Below are 25,363 nucleotides of genomic sequence, written 5' to 3'. Positions count from 1 at the left end.
CTGCGGCATCCGGGTCACTCGAGCGCGGCGAACTTCTCGATGTCGCCCTCGGTGCCCGACACGATGATGAGGTCGTGGTTGGACACCACGGTCTTCTCGGTCGCGTAGGTGAACGGCTTGCCCGGGCTCTTCACGCCGACGACGGTCACGTTGTGCCGCGAGCGCACGCCCGACTCGGTGAGGGTCTTGCCGCGGATCGGCTTCGGCGGGTACATCTTCACGAGCGCGAAGTCGTCGTCGAACTCGATGAAGTCGATCATGCGGCCGCTGACCAGGTGCGCGACCCGCTCGCCGGCCTCGGCCTCGGGGTAGATGACGTGGTTGGCGCCGATGCGCTCGAGGATCTTGCCGTGCGACGTCGAGATCGCCTTGGCCCAGATCTGCGGGATCTTGAGGTCGACGAGGTTGGCGGTGATGAGCACCGACGCCTCGATCGACGAGCCGACCGCGCAGACCGCGATCGAGAACTCCTGCGCGCCGATCTGCTTGAGCGCGTCGAGTGAGCGCGCGTCGGCGACGACGGCGTGCGTGACCCGTTCCGCCCACTTCTGAACGAGCGCCTCGTCGTCGTCGACGGCGAGCACCTCGCGGCCGAGGCGGTCGAGCTGGCCGGCGGTGGCCGCCCCGAACCGGCCGAGTCCGATGACGAGCACGGGGGCGTCGTGCTTGATGCGATCAACCAACGATGGGCCTCTCTTCCGGTCTCCTGAACAGTTGGCGTTTCTGGGCCGCCGCGAGTGCCGCCGCCAGCGTGACGGTGCCGACGCGGCCCATGAACATGGTCAGCGCCATGACGTACTTGCCCTCGGGCGGCAGCGACTCGGTCAGGCCCGTCGAGAGACCGCACGTCGCGAATGCGGAGATGACGTCGAACAGCACGAAGTCGAGCGGCGCCTTCGTCATCTGCACGATCACGACGGTCGACACCGCGACGATCGTCGCGCCCCACAGCACGACGCTGACGGCCAGGCGCAGGATGTCGCGAGGGATCCGTCGCCCGAACGCCTCCATCGCGGGCGCGCCGCGGGCCTCGGCGTAGGCGGCGAGGAAGAGCACCGCGAGGGTCGTCACCTTGATGCCGCCGGCGGTCGACGCCGATCCGCCGCCGACGAACATGAGCATGTCGGTCACGAGCAGGCTCGATCCGTACAGGTCGTGCATGTCGATCGTGGCGAAGCCGCCCGAGCGGGTCATGGTCGACATGAAGAACGCCTCGTACAGCGTCTTGCCGAATCCGAACGCGCCGTAGGTCTTCGGGTTGTCGTACTCGAGCACGAGGAACGTGAGGGCGCCCGCGACCCACAGGATCGCGGTCGTGGTCAGCGTCAGCTTGACGTGCACGCTCCAGCGCCGCGGCATCCGCCACGTGCGCAGCAGCGCGTAGATCACGGGGAAGCCGAGGCTGCCGAGGAACACGTCGAGCATGAGCAGCGACTGGAACCAGTAGTCGTCGAAGAACTCGACGGGGCCGAGCGGGTTCGGCGCGAAGCCCGTGTTCGTGAAGGCGCTGACCGAGTAGTAGGCCGAGTACCAGACGCTCGTGCCCACGTCGTACCCGGCCGCGAGCACGCTCGGGATCATCCCGAGCATGATGACCGCCTCGATCGACAGTGTGCTGATCGCGACCGTCGCCAGCAGCCCGCCGACCTCGCCGAGACGCACGGCCTGTCGTTCCGACACCGGTCCGGCGTGCACGCGCGACGGGTTCGTGTCGCTCGCCGCGATGAGCTTGGCCCGCAGGCCGAGCCGGCGCGAGATCACCAGGCCGAGGATCGAGGCGAGCGTCAGCACGCCCATGCCGCCGACGTTCATGCCGATGAAGATCACGGCGTTGCCGAAGGGCGACCAGTGCGTGGCCATGTCGACGGTGGTCAAGCCCGTGACGCAGATCGCCGAGGTCGCGGTGAAGAAGGCGTCGTACAGGGGCGTGCCGCCCGTCCCGGCGCCGGCACGGGCGATCGGCAGCGAGAGCAGGAGCGTCGTGATGAGGATGAGGCTCGCGAAGACGATGATCGCGAAGCGCGACGGCGAGCTGCGTACGAGCGCGTCGATCGCATCGCGGACACCGCCGAGCCATGAGCGCCGGACCACGCCCCGGCGGCCCACGGGTTGCGCGGCCATCCGCCCTCCTCCGCTCGACGCTGTGTCATCGTACTCCCCGCGTCAGGCGCGGACTGACTACCCTTGAGCCATGGCGGACATCTTCGACGTGGTGGCGGACCCGACCAGGCGAGACATCCTCGGCGTCCTCCTCGACCGTGAGACGTCGGTACCCGAGTCCGGCGGCGAGATCAGCGTCGGCGAGATCGTCACGGCCCTCGGCGTGAGCCAGCCCACGGTGTCCAAGCACCTCAAGGTGCTCCGCGAGTCGGGCCTGGTCGCCGTGCGCGAGGAGGGGCAGCACCGCTATTACCGGCTCGATCGCGCGCCGCTCGAGCGCCTCGAAGACTGGCTGATCCCCTTCGTGTCGACGGATGCCGCGACCGACGCGGTCACGCTGGCCGGCGCCGATGCCGAGGTCGACCTCAACGCCGACCAGCGCGCGTTCGCCTCGGCGCTCGGCAAGGCGTTCGCCGAGACCGCGCACCAGGTCACCGCGGTCGTGGCGCAGCGCAAGCGCCGTTAGCCCCGCAGCGCCGCTATCGGAGCCGCTTCTCCATCTCGAGCTCCAACCCGCCCGGCTCGAGTTCGTACGGCCGGCTGTGGCCGGTGTACGCGAACCCGAGCTTCTCGTAGAACCGCCGTGCACGGGGATTGTCCTCGTGCACCTCGAGGCGCAGCCGGTCGCTGCGCTCGCCCGCCCAGCGCTCGATCTCGGTGAGCAGGGCCCGAGTGACGCCGGCCTGCTCGCCACGGCGATCGGGCGAGACGTAGACGCCGACCAGCAACGGGCCCGTGCTGAGGTCGGGCACGTAGCAGCCCATCGTGCCGACCCACCGGTCGCCGTCGATCGCGACGATGAGCGTCTGCTCGTTCGCCTCGCCGCGGCGGGCGCGGATCCGCCACTCGGTCTCGCCGTAGCCGAGCGCGCGTTCGAGCGTGTCGCCGAAGGCGATGGGAGTGTCGCGGAGCATCTCGAGGCGCAGCTCTCGCATCGCCCGCCAGTCGTCCTCGCGGGTCGTTCGGATCACCAGTCCGGGTCGTGGCATCCCTCGACGCTAGCGGATGGCGCGGGCGCCTCGCCGGTGAATGGGCTAGACTACCGCGGGGCTCCTCGCCCCACGGCTGCGGCACGCGCGGCCGACCCGGATCTTTGTGAGGTTTTCGTGGGTTCCGTCATCAAGAAGCGTCGCAAGCGCATGGCGAAGAAGAAGCACCGCAAGCTGCTTCGCAAGACGCGCCACCAGCGTCGCAACAAGAAGTAGTCGCATTCCGACCACTGGCAGAGCGTCAGGCCGTCCGGCCTGGCGCTTTTCGCTGCCCTGGCGCGCGTATCCTGATCGGGTGAGCCCCCGAGACATCCGCCTCACCCTCATCGGCAAGCCCGGATGCCACCTGTGCGACGACGCGCGGGAGGTCGTCACGTGCGTGCGCGAGGAACTCGCGGCGACGCCGGGGGCACCGGGCACCACGCTCGACGAGCTGTCGATCCTCGACGACGACGCGCTCCGCGCGCGCTACGCCGAGGAGATCCCGGTGCTGCTCGTCGACGGCGAGGTGCACGGGTACTGGCGCATCGACCCGGTGCGGCTGAAGACGGCACTGCTGGCCGCGGCCTGACGCTGCGCCTCTAGTCCGCGCCATCCGTTCCCTCAAGGGGGTGACGACGGATGGCGCGCGGGCGTTGACTGGTGCCATGACGAGCATCCGACGCGAGCGCTCTGTTCCCATCGACCCCGACCGGCATTCCGACGTGATCGTCGTCGGAGCCGGCATCACCGGCCTGTCGACCGCGATCATGCTGCTCGCCGCCGGCCGCCGGGTGACCGTGATCGAGCAGGACGTGCCGGGCGCGCTCGCGAGCGGACGCAACACCGGCAAGGCGACCCTGCTCCAGGGCAACCGGCTCGCCGTCATCCGCCGAGGTCATCCGGCGCGACTGGTGCGCGCCTACGTCGACGCCAACCGCGCCGGGCAGCAGTGGCTGCGGCGCGCGTGCGAACGGGCCGGCGTCGAGGTGCGCGAGGCGACCGCGTACAGCTACGCCCAGACCGTCGACGGCATCGAGGCGGTCGACGCCGAGGTGCGGGCCGGGCGCGAGGCGGGGCTGCCGGTCCGGCGCGTCACCGAGATCCCCGACGACGTGCCGTTCCCGGTCGCCGGCGCAGCGGCGCTCGACGGCCAGCTCGCGCTCGATCCGGCCGAGCTCATGCGCGGGCTCGCCGAGCTCGCGACGGCGGGCGGCGGGCGCATCGTCACGGGTGCCCGCGCGCTCGGGGTGACCGCGTCCTCGCCGGCGCAGGTGCGCACGAGCGCGGGGACCTTCACCGCCGAGCAGGTCGTCATCGCGACCGGCGCTCCGATGCTCAACCGCGGCCTGTACTGGGCGAAGACCGGTGGATCGCGCTCGATGCTCGCGTCGTTCGAGATGCCCGCGGGTGCGGCGCTGCCCGATGGGCTGTACCTGTCGGTGGACCAGCCGACGCGCAGCATCCGCCGCGACGACCACGGGGATGCGACGCGCCTGATCGTCGGCGGGGCGAACCACCGCACGGGTCGCGTGCCGAGCACTCGCGAGCTGCTCGACGAGCTCGTCGGCTGGGCGCAGACCTGGTGGCCCGACGCGACCGACCCGGTGCACTGGGCGGCGCAGGACTACCAGTCGCACAACCTCATCCCGTTCGTCGGCCGGATGCCGCGGGGCCGGGGTCGGATCTGGTTCGCGACGGGGTACGCCAAGTGGGGCCTCACCAACGGCTCGGCGGCCGGCATCCGCATCGCCCACGAGATGCTGGGCGCGCGCCGACCCGATTGGGGCCGCGTGATCGGCTCGCGGTTGACGACCCCGGGCGATTTCGCGCGCGGCGCCGTCGACGGTGCTCGGGTCGGTGCGTTCCTCGCGCGCAGGTGGGTGCACGCGCTGCGGGCACCCGTCGCGGAGGCCGCGCCGCCGCCGCCCGAGGGCGTGGGCGTCGTGCTGCGCCGCGGCACGCGTCCGGTCGGCGTCTCCACGGTCGGCGGCGAGACCTGCGAGGTCTCGGCGGTGTGCACCCACCTCGGAGGCGTGCTGCAGTGGAACGACGCCGAGTGCACGTGGGACTGCCCGCTGCACGCGTCGCGCTTCGACCACCGCGGCAACCGCATCGAGGGTCCCGCGCTGCGCGACCTCGCGCGCGTCGATGCGACGCCGCTCGACGAGGTGCTGCGCGCGGGCGCCGCCGAACGCGCCGCCGCGGGTGCGGGCCGGCCCGCCTCGGGCGGCGCCGCCGACGCCCCTGGCGGCTGACCGCGCGCGCCGCTCGTTCGCCCGCCGCCCGCCGCCCGCCCGCCGCCCCTCCCGCCGAGGTGACGCGAACTGCTCTTCCCGCGCTGGCGAACCGCGTTTCCCGTCACCTCGCGTGGCCAGGCTCGCCCGCCTTCTCGCCGAGGTGACGCGAACTGCCCTTCTCATCGCGCTGAACCGCGCTTCGCGTCACCTCGCTGACGCCACGCCAACTGCTCGCCACATCTCGCTGAGGTGACGCGAGCTGCCCTTCTCGGGCCGGCGAACCGCGCTTCGCGTCACCTCGCCGGGACGATTCGCCAGCCAAGCGCTCGCTCGCCGTCGTCGCCGCGGGCGACGGCCGGTCCTCCACAGCTTCGGCAGCGAGGCGCGTTCCCACGAGACCGCCGCGCCGCACGTCAGGGCGGTCGCCCGCCAGAAGAGTGGCGGGGTGGGTGCGCGCGTGCAATTGCCGGAAGAACTCTCGAGTGCGGCGTTCTCGGTGCGCCGCGGGCGCAAGGCCGGCCTGAGCACCGGCCGCCTGCGCGGACCCGACCTGGTCCGCCCGTTCCACGGTGTCCGGGTCATCGCCACCGTCGACCTCGACCTGATCGCGGTCTGTCGCGCGTACGCCGAGCGGATGCGACCGTGCGAAGTCTTCACGCATCGAACGGCGGCGGCGCTGCACGGGCTGCCGGTCAGGGGGATGCGTCCCGACGGCGAGATCGACGTCGCAGCCATCGCACCGAAGGGACTGCCGCGTGCTCACGGCGTGCGCGGGCATCGTGTGAAGGCCGACCTCGTCAGCATCGAGGAGGTCGACGGTCTGCGCGTGATCTCGGCGATCGACGCCTGGTGTCAACTCGCTGCCGAGCTGACCGAACGTACGCTCGTCGTCCTGGGTGACGCGCTGGTTCGCCGGCAGGGTCCGATTGCGACCATCGAGGCATTGCGTCGGGCTGTCGAGGGGATGGCCGGGCGACGCGGCGCGCGTCGGTTGGCCAGGGCGTTCGCCCGGGTGCGGGCGAACACCGACTCGCCGCAGGAGACTTGGCTCCGCCTCGACCTCGTCGATGCCGGGCTGCCCGAGCCGGCCGTCAACGTGACCATCCACGATGCGACGGGCAAGCAGATCGCGATCGGCGACCTCGTCTATTTGGAATGGCGCGTCCTGGTCGAGTACGACGGCGAGCAGCACCGCGAGGACCGCGCGCAGTATGCACGAGACGTCGAACGACTCGACGATCTCGCGCGGGCCGGATGGCGCGTCATCCGCTTCAATGCCACCCACACCGGCCCGCGCCGGATCCTCGCGATCGCACGCGTTCGCGAGGCGCTCCTCGCCGCCGGCTGGGCGGGCCACTGAGTTGACGCGAACGGCTGCTCCCTGGTCTGAGAACAGCGATTCGCGGCACCTCCGCGCGTGCGGGCGACGCGGCCGACCGAGGGCTCTCCGGGTGAAGTGACGCGAGGTGCGTTCTTGGCGCGCGGGAAGAGCCGTTTGCGTCGTCTCGGTGCGTGGGGGCTCGCGTCGGAGACCGGCCCCCGGCGAGGTGACGCGAAGTGCGGTCTGGCCGCGCGGGAGCCGTCGTTTGCGTCATCTCGGCGCGTAGCGGGCTCGAGTCGGAGACCGCGCCCCGGCGAGGTGACGGGAAATGCGGTTTTGACGCGCGGGAAGAGCCGTTCGCGTCATCTCGGCGCGGAGGTGACCGGCTGGGCGACCGGGCCTCCCGCGAGGTGACGCGAAGTGCGGTCTGGGCGCGCGTGAAACAGCGGATCGCGTCATCTCGACGCGACGGGCAAGCGGGCGGGCGGGCCGCCTACGGCAGCAGGCGCGTCGGGCCGCGGAAGAGGTAGGTCGTCTCGCGGATCGAGTGCTCGTGCAGCATGAGCATGAGCACGCGCGCGAGGCCCATGCCGAACCCGCCGTGGGGCGGCACGCCGTAGCGGAAGAAGTCGAGGTAGAAGTCGAGCTCCTCGGGCTCGAGGCCCTTCTCCTTCGCCTGCTCGATCAGCACGTCGACGCGGTGCTCGCGCTGCGCGCCGGTGGAGATCTCGACCCCGTTGAAGATGAGGTCGTACGAGTTCGTCAGGCCCGCGTCATCCGCGTGGCGCATGTGGTAGAACGGCCGGATGCTCGACGCGTAGTCGGTGAGGAACACGAACTCGTGGCCGAGCTCCTCCCTGACGTACTGCGAGATCTGCCGCTCGCCCTCGGGGTCCATGTCGGCGTCGGTGCGCGGCACGACGTAGCCGCGCGACGCGACGATCTCCTTCGCCTCGGCGAGCGGGATGCGCGGGAACGGCGTGCTCGGCACCGTGATCTCGACGCCGAACAGCTCCTGAATCTCTGCGCCGTGCCGATCCTTGACGGCCGTGAAGGCCGCGACGAGGACCTCCTCGTGCATCGTCATGACGTCCTCGTGCGAGTCGACCCAGCTCATCTCGGCGTCGATCGAGGTGAACTCGGTCGCGTGGCGCGACGTGAAGGACGGGTCGGCGCGGAACGCCGGGCCGACCTCGAAGACACGGCCGAACCCGGCCGGCTGCGCCATCTGCTTGAAGAACTGCGGGCTCTGCGAGAGGTACGCGGTGCCCTCGAAGTAACCGAGCTCGAACAGCTCGGCGCGCGACTCGGATGCCGACGCCATGAGCTTCGGCGTCTGGATCTCGATCCAGCCGCGCTCGACCCAGTACGTCCGCAGCGCGTGCAGGAACGTGGTCTGGATGCGGAAGATGAGATTCTGCCTGGGGTGGCGCAGGTCGAGGAAGCGCCAGTCCTGCCGCTTGTCGAGGCTCGAGTCGGCCGCGATCGGCGTCTCGAGCGCCTCCGACACGACGTCGAGCGAGCCGATCTTGACCTCGAGCCCACCGAGCTTGACGCGCTCGTCGTGCTTGAGGTCGCCGGACACGCTGATGAACGTGCCGTGCCCGAGCGCCGAGATCTGCTCGGTCAGCGCGAGCGCCTCGGCGGCGCCGACGCTGACGCCCTCGGGGTCGAGCTCGCGCACGGCGGGATTCACGAGCTGCACCGCACCCGACTCGTCGCGGAGGATGATGAACTGCACCTTCTTCTGATCGCGGACGGTCTCGACCCATCCGGCGACGGTGACGGGGCCGTCGGGAAGTGCGGCGAGGTCCTTGACGAGGGTGCGCGTGTTCACGACGGATCATCCTACCGGGCGGGTATACGGTGCCCGCGCGGCATCCGATTCAGGAGAACGTGCGCGAATCAGGACTCGATCGGCGATTCCGTCCTGAGCAGCCTCCGTCTTCCTGAAACGAGCGGGCGGGGCGGATGGCGCGGGCGCTCGGCGCTTTCAAAGGGAACTGCTTCGTAGACTGGAGGGCGTGCCGGCCGAGCAGATCCATCTCGTGCGCCACGGCGAGGTCTTCAACCCCCAGGGCGTGCTCTACGGTCGTCTCCCCGGATACGGCCTGAGCGATCTCGGCCGTGCCATGGCCGAGGCCGCCGCGGTCGACCTCGTGATGCGCAAGCGCCACGTCGCCTCGCTCATCTCGTCGCCCCTGCAGCGCACCCAGCAGTCGGCCGAGCCGATCGCGAAGGCCTTCTCGCTCGAGCCGGCGCTCGACGACCGCATCATCGAGCCGACGAACCGGTTCGAGGGCAAGCGGATGGCGGGACCCGACTCCGCGTTGCGCGACGTGCGCAACTGGGTCTTCCTCGTGAACCCGTGGGAGCCGAGCTGGGGCGAGCCGTTCGGCAAGATCGCCGACCGGATGCTTCACGCCATGCACGACGCCGCAGACGCGGTCGACGACGGCGACGTGGTGATGGTCAGCCACCAACTGCCGATCTGGATGGCGCACCGCCGCGTCGCCGGCAAGTCGCTCGCGCATGATCCGCGGCGGCGTCGCTGCGCGCTCTCGAGCATCACGACGTTCGAGCGGCGCGGTCGCCGCTTCGTCGAGGTCGGCTACCGCGACCCGGCCGCCGGGCTGCAGGAGCAGGCGACCGACGTGGGGGCGGTGTGATGGGCGCGCGCAGGTTCGCCGGGTTGGTCGCGCTCGCCGCGGCATCCGTGCTCGTGCTGGCGGGGTGCTCGAGCGACCCGCTCGCCGAGCAGTACCGCGCGGGCAGCAACAAGGGCTACATCGCCGGCGACGGCACGATCGCCGAGTTCCCGGCTGACGAGCGCGGCGAGCCGATCGCGTTCGAGGGCGAGACCATCGAGGGCGACACCCTCGACTCCGCCGACCTGGCCGGCGAGGTCACGGTCGTCAACTTCTGGTACGCGGGCTGCGCGCCGTGCCGCGCCGAGGCGCCGATGCTGCAGCAGGTCTTCGAGGAGGTCGATGGTGACGGCGCCGCGTTCGTCGGGGTGAACGTCCGCGACCAGGCCGCCACCGCGGCATCCTTCGAGGAGAACTACGGCATCACCTACCCGTCGATCGTCGACGCGAACGATGGCGCCGTGCAGTACGCCTTCGCCGGCGACGTGCCGCCGGCAGCCGTGCCGACGACGCTCGTGCTCGACGCCGAGGGACGCGTCGCCGCGCGTATCCTCGGCCAGCTGAAGGACGCGTCGATCCTCGAGACCATCGTGCGCGACGTCATCGCCGAGCAGGCGTAGGCGGGCACCCCGGCGCATGGACCTCAACGAGATCATCGTCAGCGGGCAGCTGCTCGCGGCCGTGCCCATCGCGATCGCCGCGGGCCTCGTGTCGTTCCTGTCGCCGTGCGTGCTCCCGCTCGTGCCCGGGTACCTCGGCTACCTCGGTGGCTTCGCCGACGCGAGCGCCGAGGAGACCGAGCAGCGTCGAGCGCGCCGCCGGCTGCTGCTGGGCGTGCTCCTCTTCATCGCGGGCTTCTCGCTCGTGTTCCTCATCTTCACGACGACGTTCGGCGCGCTCGGCGCCTGGCTCGCACGCTATGCCGACGTCATCATCCGCGTGGCCGGCGTGCTGCTCATCGGGCTGGGTCTGGTCTTCATCGGCCAGTTCACGTTCCTGCAGCGCACCTTCAAGCCGTCGTGGCGACCGGCGACCGGGCTCGCGGGCGCACCCCTGCTCGGGGTCGTCTTCGGGCTGGGGTGGACGCCCTGCATCGGCCCGACGCTCGCGGTCGTGCTCACGCTGAGTGCCGACGCCGGGTCGGCCGGCCGCGGCGCGCTGCTCGGCCTGGCGTACTGCATCGGCCTCGGCATCCCGTTCGTGCTCGTCGCGCTCGGGTTCGGCTGGGCGGCGAACGCGCTCGCGTTCGTGCGCCGGCACATCCGCGCGGTGAACCTCATCGGCGGCGGGTTGCTCATCGTCATCGGCCTGCTCATGGTGTCGGGTCTGTGGACCATCTGGATGTACGAGTTGCAGGCGGTGATCAGTGGCTTCGTCCCCGCGATCTGAGACGCGACCCGGGCGCGGGCGAGCGGATGGCGCATCCGCGCGCGGCACGGGCGTCGACCCGCTTCGCCCCGCCGACTACGACGACGGCACGTCCGACGCGGCCGCCGCGACCGACGTGGGGACCGAGGGCGCGGTCGCCGGCGCCGGCGGTTCCGCGGGTCCCCTCACCGCGCCCAAGCTCGGCCCCGTCGGGTGGCTGCGCTTCGTGTGGCGCCAGCTCACGAGCATGCGCACCGCGTTGCTGCTCCTGCTGCTGCTCGCCATCGCCGCCGTGCCCGGCTCGCTCGTGCCGCAGCGGTCGAGCGACCCGAACGGCGTCGTGCAGTACTTCGCCGACAACCCCGACCTCGCGCCGGTGCTCGACGGATTCCAGATGTTCGACGTGTACACGTCGGTCTGGTTCTCGGCGATCTACCTGCTGCTGTTCGTGTCGCTCATCGGCTGCATCATCCCGCGCACGAAGCACCACTTCGAGGCGCTGCGGGCGCGCCCGCCGAGGACGCCGGCGCGGCTCTCGCGGCTCTCCGCGTACACCGAGCGGCCGCTGGCCGACGACGAGACCGCCGAGGATGCGATCGCACGAGCTGCGGCCGCACTGAAGAAGGCGGGCTACCGGGTCGAGCGCTTCGACCTTCGCGGCGCGGCATCCGTCTCGGCCGAGCGCGGCTACCTGCGCGAGACCGGCAACCTCGTCTTCCACACCGCCCTCGTCGGGGTGCTCGTGACGGTGGCGATCGGCGGCGGGTTCGGCTTCTCGGGCCAGCGCGTCATCGTCGAGGGCCAGTCGTTCGTGAACACCCTCGCGGCGTACGACTCGTTCAACCCGGGCCGCTTCTTCGACGACAGCCGCCTCACGCCGTACCGGCTGACGCTCGACGAGCTGGACGCGGTCTACGAGACCGAGAACCGCGATGCGCTCGGCCAGCCCATCGACTTCACGGCGCGCGTCACGATCGACGGCGAAGGCGGCTCGGCCGAGCGCGAGGTCAAGGTCAACGAGCCGCTGTACGAGTACGGCACCGACGTCTACCTGCTCGGCAACGGCTACGCGCCCACCATCACGGTGCGCGACCCCGACGGGAACGTCGTGTTCACCGACTCGATCCCGTTCCTCCCGCAGGACGCGAACCTGACCTCGATCGGCGTCGTGAAGGTGCCCGACGGGCTCGACGAGCAGCTCGGCATGGTCGGCTTCTTCTACCCGACGCAGACCACCCTGCCGTCGGGCGCGTACACCTCGAGTTACCCCGACCTCGTGTACCCCGTGCTCACGCTCAACGTCTACTCGGGCGACCTCGGCCTCGACGAGGGGACGCCGCGCTCGGTGTACCAGCTCGACACGACCGGCATGGAGCAGCTCACGGGCGGCGACACCGGCGTCGACTCGGTCGAGCTCATGCCGGGCGAGACCACCGAGCTGCCGAACGGGCTCGGCACGGTCGAGTTCGAGACCGCGACCCCGGACGCCGCGTCCGACGACTTCTCGCAGAGCGTGCCGCGCTTCGCCTCGTTCGACGTGCACCACGACCCGTCGCAGGGCTGGGTGCTCGTGTTCGCGGTGCTCATCATCGGCGGGCTGCTGCTGTCGCTCTTCGTGCCGCGTCGGCGCATGTGGGTGAAGGCCGTGCAGCGAGCCGATGGCACGACCGTGCTCGAGTACGCGGGCCTCGCGCGCGGCGACGATCCGGGCCTCGAGCGCGCGGTCGACGAGTTCGCCGACCAGCACGCGAAACCCTCGGCGACCGGGCCGGAAACTTCTTCGACGTAAGGTAGAACGGTGACGCTCGACGAGATCTCCATCATCGCGGTCTACTCGGCCATGGCCGTGTACGCGATCGCGTTCATCGCGTACTCGATCGACCTCGCGAAGCGCTCGGCCGCGTCGGTGGCGGTGACGGATGCCGCGTCCGCGGGCACCACGACCGAGCCCGCGTCCGAGCGGGTCGAGGTCCTCGCCGCGGCGGGCGCAGGCACGAGCGCACCCGCGTCGTCGACCGCGGTCCGATCGGGTCCGCGCGGCCGATCCGCCAAGGCCGGCGCCGCGACATCCGGCCCGGTCGCCTACGGGCGATCGCCCGTGCTGCGCGTCGCGGTCGCGATGACCGTCATCGCGTGGCTGCTGCACCTCTCGGCGACCGTGCTGCGCGGCATCGCCGCCGAACGCGTGCCGTGGGCGAACATGTACGAGTTCGCGCTGACGGGCACGCTCGTCATCACGACGGTCTTCCTGCTCGTGCTCGTGGTCGTCAAGACCGACCTGCGCTTCCTCGGCACCTTCGTGACCGGGCTCGTGCTCGTGCTGCTCGGCATCGCGACCGTCAACTTCTACGTGAGCGTCGTTCCGCTGCCGCCGGCGCTGCAGTCGGTGTGGCTCGTCATCCACGTCTTCGTGGCGACCTCGGCCGTCGGATTCTTCGCGCTCGGGTTCGCGCTCTCGGTCGTGCAGCTCATGCAGGCCCGCCGCGAGGCGGTCGCCGCCACGGCCGATGCGGTGAAGAAGTCGTTCCTCGCGACGCTGCCCGACTCGGTGTCACTCGAGAACCTCGCCTATCGCGTGAACATCGTGGGCTTCATCCTCTGGACCTTCACGCTCATGGCCGGCGCGATCTGGGCCGAGAAGGCCTGGGGCCGATACTGGGGCTGGGACACCAAGGAGGTGTGGACCTTCATCATCTGGGTGGTCTACGCCGGGTACATCCACGCGCGCGCGACGCGCGGCTGGCGCGGATCGCGTTCCGCCTGGCTCGCGATCATCGGCTTCTCGGCGGTGCTGTTCAACTTCACCGTCGTGAACCTGTTCTTCAAGGGACTGCACGCCTACTCGGGACTCTGATCCGACGCTCCGCCGAGCAGGTGGTACTCGACCTCCCAGCCGACGTGGCGCACACTTGATGCATGTGGAGGTTCCTGAGGGCGATCAAGGACGGCGAGCATCGCGTCGCGCCGACGACGTGGGCTGCCGCCGTCGCCGCCGTCGTCTACACGGTCGCACCGATCGACCTGATTCCCGAACTCGTGCTCGGCCCGCTGGGGATCGCCGACGATCTCGGCCTGTGGGGCATCTTCGCCCTGCTGTTCGTGCGCGAACAGCGGCGATGGGACGCCCGCCGTGCGTCGGGAGCCGACCTCTGATCCGAGACTGACGCCGACTCACGGCGCCGTGCGGTTGCGATCGACGCGTCCGGCAGGCACGATCGCTGCATGGGGCGGGCCCTGCTCGAACGCGACGCGGAACTCGACGCGCTGCGATCCGCGGCGCGTGCTGCCGCCGCGTCGCAGGGACGCGTGGTCCTCCTCCACGGCGAGGCGGGGATCGGCAAGTCCACGCTGGTGCGCGCGCTGCGCGCCGACCCGCCCGACGGCGTGCGCGTACTCCTCGGCTCATGCGACGCGATGTCGACGCCCAGACCGCTCGGGCCGCTTCGCGACCTCACGTCGGCGGTGGGACCCCGGCTCGCGGACGCCCTCCGTTCGGGCGACCGGGAGGAGGTGTTCGACGCCCTCCGCGACGAACTGTCGACCAGGCCGGCGACCGTGCTCGTCGTCGAGGATGCGCAGTGGGCCGACGAGGCGACGCTCGATGCGCTCCGCTTCCTCGCCCGCCGGATCGACGGCATTCCCGCGGCCCTCGTGCTCACGTATCGCGACGAGCTCGACCGCGACCATCCGCTGAGCCGACTGCTCGGCGACCTGGGGCACGGTGATCGGGTCGACCGCATCGCGCCGCGGCGCCTGTCGGCCGCTGCGGTCGGCGAACTCACCGCGGGCAGCGGCCTCGACGTCGACCGCGTCCTCACGCTCACGGCGGGCAACCCGTACTTCGTCAGCGAGATCGTCGCGTCGGCCGACGAGGTCCGCGTGCCGCCGACCGTCGTCGACGCCGTGACCGGTCGTCTCCGGCGGCTGGATGCGTCGACGCAGGAGCACGTCGAGCAGCTGGCGGTCGTGCCGTCGGCCGTCGACACCGACCTGCTGGTCCGGCTAGTGCCGGACGGCGCCGGTGCGCTGCGCGCGGCCGAGGAGGGCGGCCTCCTCGTGGTCCAGCCCGACGGCGTCCGGTTCCGGCACGAGCTCACGCGTCGTGCCGTGGTCGACGGACTGCCCGCGTCGCGCCGCATCGAACTGGACCGCCGGGTGCTGGCCGCCCTCCTCGAGCTCGGCGGCGCCGATCCGGCGAGGGTCGTGCACCATGCCCTCGCCGCCGGGGACATCGACGCGATCGTCGAATGGGCGCCGCGCGCGGCCCGCGACGCGGCCGCATCCGGAGCGCACCGACAGGCTGCGGCGCACTACCGAGCCGCGCGCGTCCACGCCGACCGGTATCCGCCCGATGAACGCGCCGACCTGCTCGAGGAATACGCGATCGAGGCGTACACCATCGGCGCGGCCCTCGAGGCCGTCGATGCCGGGCAGGAGGCGGTCGAGCTGCGCCGCCGCCTCGGCGACCCCAAGCGGCTCGGGGCGGCCTTGCGGTGGCTGTCGCGGTTCCAGTGGTTCGGCGGACGGCGCGCCGACGCCGAAGCTGCGGCTCAGGAGGCATCCGCGGTGCTCGTCGACGTCGACGACCCCACCCTGTATGCGATGGCCCTGAGCAACGAATCCCAGCTCGCCCTGCTCGCCCACCACACGCCGCGGGCGCTCGAGCTCTCGGCGCTCGCGATCGACATCGCGCGCGAGACGGGCGATCCCGGCGTGCTCTCGCACGCGCTCAACAACCATGGCACCGCGCTGATGTTCCTCGCCGACGACGCGGGCTTGGAGGAACTGGTCGAGGCCGCCGAGGTCGCGCTCGCGGTCGACGACATCGAGGACGCGGCGCGGGCGTCGGTCAACCTGGTGTGGGGACTGCTCGACCAGTACCGGCTGGACCTCGCGGAGCACTATCTCGATCGCGCGCTCGAGATCTCGGAGCGCGCGGAGTTCATCGGCTTCGTCACCTACCAGCAGATGGAACAGGCGCGCCTCGAGCTCGCCCGCGCCCGCTGGGATGACGCGTTGCAGACGCTCGACCGCGAGATCGAGGCCCCGCACGCCCGCTGCGTCGCCCTCACGGTGGCCGGGACGGTCGGGATCCGACGTGGCGACGGCGACGGCGAGCAGCTGCTCGAGGAGGCCTGGCGGCTCGCGGTCCGGCTGGGCGAGCTGCAGCGGCGCGGCCCCGTGGCGGCGGCCCGAGCCGAGGCCGCACTGCTGCGCGGGGATCGAGCGTCGGCGCGCGCGATCGCGCGTCCGGAGTTCGAGGAGGCGGATCAGCTCGACGCGAGGTCGCTGCGGGCCGAGCTCGCCTACCTGCTGCGACGAGCGGGCGACGAGGTCGAGATCGCCGACGACGATGCGCATCCCTTCGCGGTGCAGGCCAGGGGCGACTGGCGGCTCGCCGCGGAACTGTGGCGCGCCGCGGGAGCTCCCTACCATGAGGCCGCCGCCCTCGCCGAGAGCCCCGACGACGACGACCTCGTCGCCGCGCTCGCCATCCTCGACCGGATCGAGGCGGCTCCGCTGGCCCGGAACGTCCGCGCAGTGCTGCGCGAGCGCGGAGTCCGCAGCATCCCGCGCGGACCCTCGACGCTGACCCGCGGCAACCCGGCAGGTCTCACGGCACGTCAGGTCGAGGTGCTCCGCCTCGTGGCCGACGGGCTCACGAACGCCGAGATCGCCGACCGCCTGGTGCTGTCGGTCCGCACGGTCGACACGCATGTCGCGGCCGTGCTCGCGAAGCTCGGCGCGGCGACCCGAGGCGAGGCGGCGCGACTCGCGCCCGAGGTGCTCGAACAGGCCGGCTGACCCGCCGGCGGCCTCAGTGCCCGTACGCCGGTATTCAGCGACCGTCCGACTCGATCTCGGTAGTCGGCCGTCGTGATCTCAGTAGTCGTCCCCGACGAATCCCCCTGCCCCTCCGCCGTAGAACAGAGATGTGCCCGATCAGGGTGCAGATCGAGACGGAGAGAGGAGGGGCGAAATGCTCGCAACGATGATCGCGCTGGGACTGCTCGCGGCGACGGCGGTCGCCGGCGCATCCGTGCAGTTCCGCCGCGACGGCTACCGCCGGACGCCGACCCTTCCCCGCTGACCTCGGGCGCCTCGGCGCTCCCACTCGCAGCACCCGCACCCATATCCACCCATCGACGGAAGACGTCATCATGAACACCGCCATCATCACCACCCCGGCCGCGACGACCAGCCCGATCCGGCGCTGGACGCTGCCCCGTCGCATCCTCGAGCGGGTCGCCCTCATGCGGTCGCGCCTGCACTCGACCGCGCTCGACGAGCTCGACGCCCACGCCATCCACGAGCTCCAACGGGACGCGGACCGGCTCCGGACGGAGAACTTCCGCACGGTCGCGGTGGGTCGCCTGCTGTGACCCCTGGACAGGGGCCGCGCGCGCGGAATCGCCCACCGACCACGCAAACGCTTGCTCGCGCACGAATCGCCCGCCGATCCACTCGGCGGGCGATTCGTTGCGTACCGGGAGGCGGCGCGTTGTAAACGCTTGCATTAACGATCCCGCTCGCGATAGCGTCGCTCCCAATGTCGGTGGCACGTCGTCGTGCCGGGAATCAGGAGTCAAGGATGACGCAGCGAGCGCGCGCTCGAAGGTGGTTGGCAACAGGACTCACGGGCGCCGTCGCGGCATCCGTCATCGCGATCGTTCCGGTCGCCGGCGCGGCCGTCGCGGCGGACGACACGTTCGCACTCGTCGGCTCGCTGCAGAGCGAGCTCGGCTGCTCGGCGGACTGGCAGCCCGAGTGCGAGGCCACGCACCTGCTGCCCACCGACGGCCCGGGCGTCTACGCCGCCGAGTTCACGGTGCCGGCCGGTTCGTGGGAGTACAAGGTCGCCGCCAACGACACGTGGGCGAACTCGTGGGGCCTGGACGGCGGCGACAAGAACATCCCGCTGACCGTCGCCGGCGACACCGACGTGCGCGTGGTCTTCGACGACGCCCAGAAGCGGGTCGGCCTCGAGCTGCTCGGCACCCGGGGCGCATACGACGAGGCGACGGATGGCGCGCTCGTGAGCGCGCCCGTGCGCCAGCCGGGCAGCGGCGAGAACTTCTACTTCGTCATGACCGACCGCTTCGCGAACGGCGACGCCTCGAACGACCAGGGCGGGCTCGAGGGCGACCGGATGACGACCGGGTTCGACCCGACCGACAAGGGCTTCTACCAGGGCGGCGACATCCAGGGCCTTCGCGACAAGCTCGACTACATCGACGGGCTCGGCACGACCGCGATCTGGCTGACGCCGAGCTTCAAGAACCGTCCCGTGCAGGGCGATGGCGCGAACGCGAGCGCCGGCTACCACGGCTACTGGATCACGGACTTCACGCAGATCGACCCGCACCTCGGCACGAACGCCGAGCTCGAGGCGCTCATCGCCGAGGCGCACGCCAAGGGCATCAAGATCTACTTCGACATCATCACCAACCACACCGCCGACGTGATCGACTACGAGGAGCAGCAGTACTCGTACATCGACCAGGCGACGAGCCCGTACACGGATGCCGCGGGCAACGCGTTCGATCCGGCCGACTACGCCGACGGCGACCCGGCGTTCCCGGCGCTCGACCCGGCGACGAGCTTCCCGTACACGCCCGTCGTCGGCCCCGAGGTCGCCGACCTCAAGGTTCCGGCCTGGCTCAACGACCCGACGCTCTACCACAACCGCGGCGACTCGACCTGGTCGGGCGAGTCGGTCACGTACGGCGACTTCGTCGGACTCGACGACCTCATGACCGAGCACCCGACCGTGGTCGACGGCTTCATCGACGTCTACCAGGGCTGGATCGACCTCGGCATCGACGGCTTCCGCATCGACACGGCCAAGCACGTGAACTTCGAGTTCTGGGAGCAGTGGTCGAGCGAGGTGCTCGCCTACGCGCACGACCAGGGCAAGGACGACTTCTTCATGTTCGGCGAGGTCTACGACGCCGACCCGGTCAAGCTCTCGCCGTACGTCCGCAAGTCCGACATGAACTCGGTGCTCGACTTCACGTTCCAGTCCCAGGCGGTCTCGTACGCGTCGGGCAACTCCGCGAAGAACCTGCAGTCGCTCTTCGCCGGCGACGACTACTACACGACGCCCGACTCGTCGGCGACGGCGCTGCCGACCTTCCTCGGCAACCACGACATGGGACGCGTCGGCTACATGCTCGCGAGCACCGGCGACGTGCTCCAGCGCGACGAGCTCGCGCACGAGCTCATGTACCTCACGCGCGGCCAGCCCGTGGTCTACTACGGCGACGAGCAGGGCTTCGCGGGCCCGGGCGGCGACAAGGACGCGCGGCAGACGCTGTTCGCGAGCCAGACCGCCGAGTACGTGAACCAGAAGCTCGTGACCGGTGAGGACGCCGGCAGCGTCGACCGGTACGACACCGATGCGCCGCTGTACGGGCACATCGCGGCACTCGCCGAGCTGCGCGACGCGCACCCCGCGCTCGACCAGGGCGCCCAGATCGAGCGGTACGTGACGGATGGCGCGGGCGTGTACGCCTTCAGCCGGGTGGACCGCGACGAGAAGGTCGAGTACCTGGTCGCCGTCAACAACGCGACCTCGGCGAAGACCGTCGAGGTGCCGACGCTCACCGCGGGCGGCGTGTTCACGCCGCTGTACGGCACCGACGGACCCGGCGTCACCGCGAACGCGGAGGGCGTGGCATCCGTCAGCGTGCCGGCGCTCGGCACCGTCGTGCTGCAGGCCGACCGCCAGGTGACGGCGCCCGAGGCGGCCGCCGCCATCGCCGTCGACGTGCCGGCCGCGGGCGCCGGCGTGACGGGCGTGACCCCGGTCTCGGCGGATGTCTCGGACTCGACGTGGCAGGAGACGAGTTTCGCGTGGCGCGTCGCCGGCTCCGACGAGTGGCACGCGCTCGGCACCGCCGAGGACACCACGCCCCGGGTCTTCCACGACACCGCCGGTCTCGCGGCGGGCACGCTCGTCGAGTACCGCGCGATCTCGACGGATGCCGCGGGGCAGCGCGCCGCCGCGTCGACCTACGCATCGGTCGGCAACCCCGTGAACCTCGTCGTCGAGGAGGAGCCCGAGCCCGAGATCGGCCTCGTGACCGTGCCGGGCGAGCACAACTCCGAGATGGGCTGCGCGGGCGACTGGACCCCGGGCTGCGAGGCGGCGAAGCTGACCAAGCGCGCCGACGGCATCTACGCCGGCACGTTCCAGATCCCGGCCGGGACCTACCAGTACAAGGTCGCGATCAACGGCGACTGGGCGGTGAACTACGGCGCGAACGGCGTGCCCGACGGGTCGAACGTCTCGTACACGACGGATGGCACCACGCCCGTCACGTTCTACTGGGACCCGCGCACCAAGGTGTTCTCGTCGACCGCCGAGGGCCCGATCGTGACACTGCCCGGCAGCCTCCAGTCCGGGCTCGGCTGCCCCGGCGACTGGGCGCCGGACTGCATGATCACGTTCGCGCAGGACGGCGACAAGGACGGCGTGTACGAGTTCGCGACCGACCAGCTGCCGACCGGCAACTACGAGCTCAAGGTCGCGCACGGCCTGTCGTGGGCCGAGAACTACGGTGACGGTGGCGTGCGCGACGGCGCGAACATCTCGTTCAGCGCCACCGCCGGCAAGCTCGTGACCTTCCGGTACACGCTCGCGACGCACGTGCTCGAGGTGATCGTCGCGGACCCGCCGCTCGCGGGCACGGGCACGCAGCGCGCGTACTGGCTCGACGCCAACACCCTGGCATGGCCGCCGTCGCTGCTCGGCGGGGCCTCGGCCGGCGACCTTTCGTTCGCGATCGAGCACTCCGCCGACGCCGGCCTGGCGGTCGCCGACGGCGTCGTGACGGGCGGCGCCGAGCCGATCGCGCTCGAGCACGACCCCGCCGGCATCGGCGAGGAGCTCGCCGCGGCGTTCCCGCATCTCGCCGGGTACGTGGCCCTGCGGCCGACCGGTCTCGACCGCGACGCGATCGCCGGCCTCCTCACCGAGGAGCTCCAGGTCGCCCAGCGCGACGGTGACACGCTGACCGCCCTCACGGGCGTCCAGCTGCCGGGCGTGCTCGACGACCTCTACGCGGAGGGTGCGGCATCCGCGACGCTCGGCGCCTCGTTCGGCGGCGACCACCCGACGCTCACGGTGTGGGCGCCGACCGCGCAGTCGGTGTCGCTGCAGCTCTGGGATGCCGGTGCCGCCGGCGACCCGCAGGTCCTGCCGGCGACGTTCGACGCGGCATCCGGTGCCTGGTCGGTGACGGACGGCGCGATCGAGCAGGGGAGCGAGTACCGCTGGCTCGTCGAGGTGTTCGCTCCGAGCACGGGCGAGATCGAGGCCAACTCGGTCACCGACCCGTACTCGGCTGCGCTCACCGTGAACTCGGCACGCACCGTGGTCGTCGACCTCGACGACCCGGCGCTCGCGCCCGAGCAGTGGACGTCGACGCCGGCGCCCGTCGTGGAGCGTCCGGTCGACCGCGCGATCTACGAGCTGCACGTGCGCGACTTCTCGATCACGGATGAGACGGTGCCCGAGGCGGAGCGCGGCACGTACCGCGCGTTCACGCGTGACGGTGCGGGCACCGCGCAGCTGCGCGAGCTCGCCGACGCCGGCATCAACACCGTGCACCTGCTGCCCACGTTCGACATCGCGACCATCGAGGAGCAGCGCTCCCTCCAGGCCACGCCCGACTGCGACCTCGCGTCGTACGGTCCGGCCTCCGAGGAGCAGCAGGCGTGCCTCGAGAAGATCCGCGACCTCGACGGCTTCAACTGGGGCTACGACCCGTTCCACTTCCAGGCGCCCGAGGGCTCCTACGCCGTCGACCCTGACGGCGGTGCGCGGGTCGAGGAGTTCCGCGAGATGGTCGGCGCGCTGCACGCCACCGGCCTGCAGGTCGTCCTCGACGAGGTCTACAACCACACGGCGGCGTCCGGCCAGGGACAGAAGTCAGTGCTCGACCGGCTCGTGCCCGGCTACTACCAGCGGCTGAACGCGACCGGCGGCGTCGAGACCTCGACGTGCTGCCAGAACGTGGCGACTGAGCACGCCCTCGCCCAGAAGCTCATGGTCGACTCGGTCGTGCTGTGGGCGAAGGAGTACAAGGTCGACGGCTTCCGCTTCGATCTCATGGGGCACCACTCGCGGGACAACATGGAGGCGGTGCGCGCTGCGCTCGATGAGCTCACGCTCGCCGAGGACGGCGTCGACGGGTCGAAGGTGTACCTGTACGGCGAGGGATGGAACTTCGGCGAGGTCAAGGACAACGCGAGGTTCGTGCAGGCCACCCAGGGCCAGCTCGGCGGCACGGGCATCGGCACGTTCAACGACCGGCTGCGCGACGGCGTGCACGGCGGCAGCCCGGTGGACGGCAAGTCGAAGTTCGAGCAGGGCTTCGGCACGGGGCTTGCGGGTGAGCCGAACGGCCTGCCCACGCGCGACGGGATCCGGAACCTCGGCCAGCAGACCGACCTCGTGAAGCTCGGCCTCGCGGGCAACCTCCGCGACTTCGAGTTCACCGGATACGACGGCGTGACGAAGTCGGGAGCAGAGGTCGACTACAACGGCGCCCCGGCCGGCTATGCCGACCAGCCCGACGAGGTCATCAACTACGTCGACGCGCACGACAACGAGACGCTGTACGACCTCGGCGTGTTCAAGCTGCCGACCGACACGTCGATGGCCGACCGCATCCGCATGAACACGCTGTCGCTCGCGACCGTGACGTTCGCGCAGACGCCGTCGTTCTGGCACGCCGGCACCGAGCTGCTGCGTTCGAAGTCCCTCGACCGCAACAGCTACAACTCGGGCGACTGGTTCAACCGGATCGACTGGACGGGCCAGGAATCAACCTTCGGGTCGGGCCTGCCGCCCAAGGCCGACAACCAGGACCACTGGGAGTTCATGCGTCCGTTGCTGGCCGACCCGGCGCTGAAGCCCGGCGCGTCCGACATCGCCGCGGCCGAGGCATCCGCTCTCGACTTGCTGCGCGTGCGCTCGTCGGTCGACCTGCTGCAGCTGGGCACGGCCGAGCTCATCGAGCAGAAGGTGTCGTTCCCCAACAGCGGCACGGATGCCACGGACGGGCTCATCGTGATGCTCATCGACGACCTCGTCGGCGAGGACGTCGACCCCGAGCTCGAGGGCGCCATGGTGGTGTTCAACGCCTCGCCCGAGGCGATCACCGAGCAGGTCGACGGGCTCGCGGGCCGCGACTTCGCGCTCAACGAGGTGCAGGCGGCGGGTGCCGACGAGGTCGTGAAGGGCACCGGGTGGGATGCCGCGTCCGGCACGCTCACCCTCCCGGCACGCACCGCGGCGGTGCTGGTCGACGAGCAGGAGCCGGCCGGCGTGGCGACGGTCACCCTCGCGGCGCCGAGCAAGGCGATCGCGAAGGCCGGCAGCACCCTCAAGGTGTCGGGCCAGGTTACGGCGCTCGACGGCTCGCGGCCGGTGGGCACGGTGTCGATCGTCGTCGACGGCGAGGTCGTCGCGACCGAGGCGATCTCGTCGTCCGACCAGGGCCGATTCAGCGTCAAGCTGCCGAAGCTGCCGGCCGGACCGCACTGGATCCAGACGGTGTTCGGCGGCGGCGACGGGTTCGCCGGCTCGCAGTCGGTGCCGGCGCTCGTGGTGCTGTGGTGAGGCGCGCCCTGCGGGGCGCCGCCTGAAACAGGTCCGGGCGGAGGGGGTGTGCGCCCCTCCGCCCCGACCGGTTCCACCGGAACATCACACGGGGAACGACACTCCGCAGCCCTCGTAGCTGCTGAAGATGAGGCCACCATACGCCTCGAAGAAGTGGTCGATGCCCTTATTGTCGGTCGCGTGCCAGTCGTTCGGGTTGTTCGCGGCGATGACGCCGTCCTGCCCATTGGCACCCTTGATCATGATGGTGAACGACGCGGGGCCGCCGCCCGCCGTGTAGGCGTCGAAGATGCAGTCCGCCTGTTCCTGCGTGATGAAGCCGCTCTCGATGTCGCCGGCGAGGGCGTCCGTGATGTTGAGCGTGAACCAAACTTGCGAATGGGATGCGCCGGCGTTGCCCTTGTCCGAGCGGCTCGCGTTGTAACACTCGTGCGCGTACGCGGCAGCGCCGGTGCCGAGCACGCCGATGGCGGCGAGCGCGACGCCCGCGCCGATGTTGGTCAGGGTCCGTGAGAACATGTGGTCTCCTCTGTCAGGTGTGAGCGTGCGGGGATTCGACCACGCACGATCTCCACGGTCGCGTCTTCGTCGGCGCGAGACATCCGTGCACTCCCTGATTAGCGGAGAGTCCTCCCCGTTCCGGTACACCCAGTGCTGGGGGTTGACACCGGTAGAGGCGGTGTCGCATCCTCGGCCAGCGCTCCTTGCGAGGCGCATCCACGCCGGATGCGGTTTCCGGCTGGGTCATGTGAGCGCGGCCTCACATGAGGGTGATTCGACCCCGGGTGCCTGCCGGGTCCCGTTGGTGTGGGCTCATGTGAGCGCGGCCTCACCTGAGGGTGATTCGACCCCCGGTGCCTGGCCCGTTCGTGTCGGGACAAGTCAACGCGGCCTCACATGAGGCAGCGTTGACACGAGCCAGCTGGAAGCTGTCGCGCAGCCGGCGAGCCGGCGAAGGCGCTCAGCGATGGCGCTATGGAGTTTCGGGCCGCGTCGCGAGCGCCGGAGCGCCGGCGGCGTCGGTGAGACGGGCGTGGCAGCGCTCGAGCCGCGCGATCCACCACGCGGTGCGCTCCTGGTCGGCGGCGAACCGGTCGAGCAGGGCCGGGTCGGGCACGACGCGACGCACGTCGATGCCGCCGTCGCTCGGCGTCAGCGGGTCGCGCGTGACATCCGCGCCCAGCAGCGATGCGGTGCCCAGCCCGCAGTCGTAATCGAGCTCGGGCACGGATGCCGCGAGGTGGGCGCCCATCGCGAGGCCCACGCTCGTGTCGAGCGCGCTCGAGACCACCACCGGCAGGCCCGCGCGCCTCACGATCTCGAGGGCGCGGCGGATTCCGCCGAGCGGCGCCGCCTTGATCACGAGCAGGTCGGCGGCGCCCGCCTCGGCAACCGCGAGCGGGTCGTCGGCGCGCCGCACGCTCTCGTCGGCCGCGATCGGAATGCCCATGTACTTGGTGCGCGCGCGGATCTCGGTGAGCTCGTCGACCGTCGCGCACGGCTGCTCGACGTACTCGAGGTCGAACGGCGCGAGCGCGTGGATGGCGTGCTCGGCCTCGTCGATGTTCCATCCGGCGTTCGCATCGACCCGGATGCGCCCCTCGGGCCCCATCGCCTCGCGCACGGCGCGGACGCGGGCGACATCCTGCGCCAGGGTCTGGTCGGATGCGGCGACCTTCACCTTCGCGGTGCGGCAGCCCGGGAAGCGCTCGAGCACCGACCGGACGGCGTCGGGGTCGACGGACGGCACCGTCGCGTTCACGAGCACGCGGTCGCGGACGGCGGGCGGCGGGACCCGCCATCCGAAGTCGATCGCGGCGGCGAGCCAGGTCGCGGCCTCGTCGTCGGGGTACTCGGCGAACGGCGCGAACTCGGTCCACCCCTGCGGGCCCTCGAACAGCACGGCCTCGCGCACGTCGATGCCGCGGAACCGGGTGACCAGCGGCAGCGCGACGACGCGGGCGGTGGCGAGCAGGTCGTGCAGTGGCGGGAGGCTCGGCGCGACGTCGCTCATGCCCCGAGTCTAG

Annotated in this window: 20 protein-coding genes; 14 read left to right on the top strand and 6 right to left on the bottom strand. The window is 71.0% G+C overall.

The window, feature by feature from the left end:
* Positions 1-14: 14 nt before the first annotated feature.
* Both BLT99_RS12920 and BLT99_RS12915 read right to left on the bottom strand, forming a co-directional pair.
* Entirely contained in the window at positions 15-683 is a 669-nt protein-coding gene (locus BLT99_RS12920) for a potassium channel family protein (RefSeq protein ID WP_092673172.1), read from the bottom strand.
* Positions 676-2,121: a TrkH family potassium uptake protein gene (locus BLT99_RS12915; protein WP_092673169.1), complete on the bottom strand. Its 1,446-nt coding sequence runs from the start codon at positions 2,119-2,121 to the stop codon at positions 676-678. The genes BLT99_RS12920 and BLT99_RS12915 overlap by 8 nt, the downstream gene beginning before the upstream one ends.
* Positions 2,122-2,191: 70 nt before the next feature.
* Between BLT99_RS12915 and BLT99_RS12910 the strand changes: the two genes are divergently transcribed.
* Complete coding sequence (locus tag BLT99_RS12910) at positions 2,192-2,626, top strand: ArsR/SmtB family transcription factor (RefSeq protein WP_092673166.1); 435 nt, start codon at positions 2,192-2,194, stop codon at positions 2,624-2,626.
* A 13-nt stretch (positions 2,627-2,639) separates the two neighbouring features.
* Here the strand turns inward: BLT99_RS12910 and BLT99_RS12905 are convergent, their stop codons facing one another.
* Positions 2,640-3,149, bottom strand: coding sequence for a GNAT family N-acetyltransferase (locus BLT99_RS12905; RefSeq protein ID WP_092673163.1), 510 nt, complete (start codon positions 3,147-3,149; stop codon positions 2,640-2,642).
* A gap of 117 nt (positions 3,150-3,266) precedes the next feature.
* On the opposite strand from BLT99_RS12905, the gene BLT99_RS12900 reads away from it, so the two are divergent.
* From BLT99_RS12900 to BLT99_RS12885, 4 genes are all read left to right on the top strand, one after another.
* The gene (locus tag BLT99_RS12900) at positions 3,267-3,365 is read left to right on the top strand and encodes a 30S ribosomal protein bS22 (RefSeq protein ID WP_003792170.1); all 99 of its coding nucleotides are present in this window, start codon (positions 3,267-3,269) and stop codon (positions 3,363-3,365) included.
* 79 nt (positions 3,366-3,444) lie between these two features.
* Complete coding sequence (locus tag BLT99_RS12895) at positions 3,445-3,720, top strand: glutaredoxin family protein (RefSeq protein WP_172802979.1); 276 nt, start codon at positions 3,445-3,447, stop codon at positions 3,718-3,720.
* A gap of 76 nt (positions 3,721-3,796) precedes the next feature.
* Entirely contained in the window at positions 3,797-5,386 is a 1,590-nt protein-coding gene (locus tag BLT99_RS12890; protein WP_092673160.1) for an FAD-dependent oxidoreductase, read from the top strand.
* A 439-nt stretch (positions 5,387-5,825) separates the two neighbouring features.
* A complete protein-coding gene (locus BLT99_RS12885) occupies positions 5,826-6,728 on the top strand; it encodes a DUF559 domain-containing protein (RefSeq protein WP_229724382.1) in 903 nt (300 codons plus the stop codon).
* Between the two features lie 454 nt (positions 6,729-7,182).
* On the opposite strand, the gene aspS is transcribed toward BLT99_RS12885, so the two are convergent.
* Positions 7,183-8,526, bottom strand: a complete 1,344-nt coding sequence (gene aspS / locus BLT99_RS12880; RefSeq protein ID WP_092673157.1) for an aspartate--tRNA(Asn) ligase — start codon at positions 8,524-8,526, stop codon at positions 7,183-7,185.
* Between the two features lie 187 nt (positions 8,527-8,713).
* Here aspS and BLT99_RS12875 point away from each other — a divergent pair, with 187 nt between their 5' ends.
* The 9 genes from BLT99_RS12875 (at position 8,714) to pulA (ending at position 23,336) form a co-directional block, all read left to right on the top strand.
* Positions 8,714-9,358, top strand: a complete 645-nt coding sequence (locus tag BLT99_RS12875; protein ID WP_092673154.1) for a histidine phosphatase family protein — start codon at positions 8,714-8,716, stop codon at positions 9,356-9,358.
* Positions 9,358-9,957, top strand: coding sequence for a TlpA family protein disulfide reductase (locus BLT99_RS12870; protein ID WP_092673152.1), 600 nt, complete (start codon positions 9,358-9,360; stop codon positions 9,955-9,957). Before BLT99_RS12875 ends, BLT99_RS12870 begins: the two co-directional genes overlap by 1 nt.
* Positions 9,958-9,973: 16 nt before the next feature.
* Positions 9,974-10,726 (top strand): cytochrome c biogenesis CcdA family protein, encoded by a 753-nt coding sequence (locus BLT99_RS12865; RefSeq protein ID WP_092673149.1) that lies wholly within the window; start codon positions 9,974-9,976, stop codon positions 10,724-10,726.
* Between the two features lie 115 nt (positions 10,727-10,841).
* Positions 10,842-12,494: a cytochrome c biogenesis protein ResB gene (gene resB / locus BLT99_RS12860; protein WP_229724447.1), complete on the top strand. Its 1,653-nt coding sequence runs from the start codon at positions 10,842-10,844 to the stop codon at positions 12,492-12,494.
* 51 nt (positions 12,495-12,545) lie between these two features.
* The gene (ccsB, locus tag BLT99_RS12855) at positions 12,546-13,559 is read left to right on the top strand and encodes a c-type cytochrome biogenesis protein CcsB (protein WP_092676313.1); all 1,014 of its coding nucleotides are present in this window, start codon (positions 12,546-12,548) and stop codon (positions 13,557-13,559) included.
* Positions 13,560-13,621: 62 nt separating this feature from the next.
* Entirely contained in the window at positions 13,622-13,858 is a 237-nt protein-coding gene (locus BLT99_RS12850; RefSeq protein ID WP_092673146.1) for a DUF1232 domain-containing protein, read from the top strand.
* A 69-nt stretch (positions 13,859-13,927) separates the two neighbouring features.
* Complete coding sequence (locus BLT99_RS12845) at positions 13,928-16,510, top strand: ATP-binding protein (RefSeq protein WP_092673143.1); 2,583 nt, start codon at positions 13,928-13,930, stop codon at positions 16,508-16,510.
* 356 nt (positions 16,511-16,866) lie between these two features.
* Positions 16,867-17,088, top strand: coding sequence for a hypothetical protein (locus BLT99_RS12840; RefSeq protein WP_092673140.1), 222 nt, complete (start codon positions 16,867-16,869; stop codon positions 17,086-17,088).
* Between the two features lie 239 nt (positions 17,089-17,327).
* Positions 17,328-23,336 (top strand): pullulanase-type alpha-1,6-glucosidase, encoded by a 6,009-nt coding sequence (gene pulA / locus BLT99_RS12835; protein ID WP_231945685.1) that lies wholly within the window; start codon positions 17,328-17,330, stop codon positions 23,334-23,336.
* An 84-nt stretch (positions 23,337-23,420) separates the two neighbouring features.
* On the opposite strand, the gene BLT99_RS12830 is transcribed toward pulA, so the two are convergent.
* The gene (locus tag BLT99_RS12830) at positions 23,421-23,855 is read right to left on the bottom strand and encodes a hypothetical protein (protein WP_092673134.1); all 435 of its coding nucleotides are present in this window, start codon (positions 23,853-23,855) and stop codon (positions 23,421-23,423) included.
* Between the two features lie 454 nt (positions 23,856-24,309).
* A complete protein-coding gene (locus BLT99_RS12825; RefSeq protein WP_092673131.1) occupies positions 24,310-25,350 on the bottom strand; it encodes an o-succinylbenzoate synthase in 1,041 nt (346 codons plus the stop codon).
* Positions 25,351-25,363: the final 13 nt, after the last annotated feature.

Origin of the sequence: Agromyces flavus, from assembly GCF_900104685.1 — a bacterium.
In the GTDB taxonomy this organism is placed as follows: Bacteria; Actinomycetota; Actinomycetes; order Actinomycetales; family Microbacteriaceae; genus Agromyces; species Agromyces flavus.
This window is presented reverse-complemented; position numbering and strand designations above follow the sequence as displayed.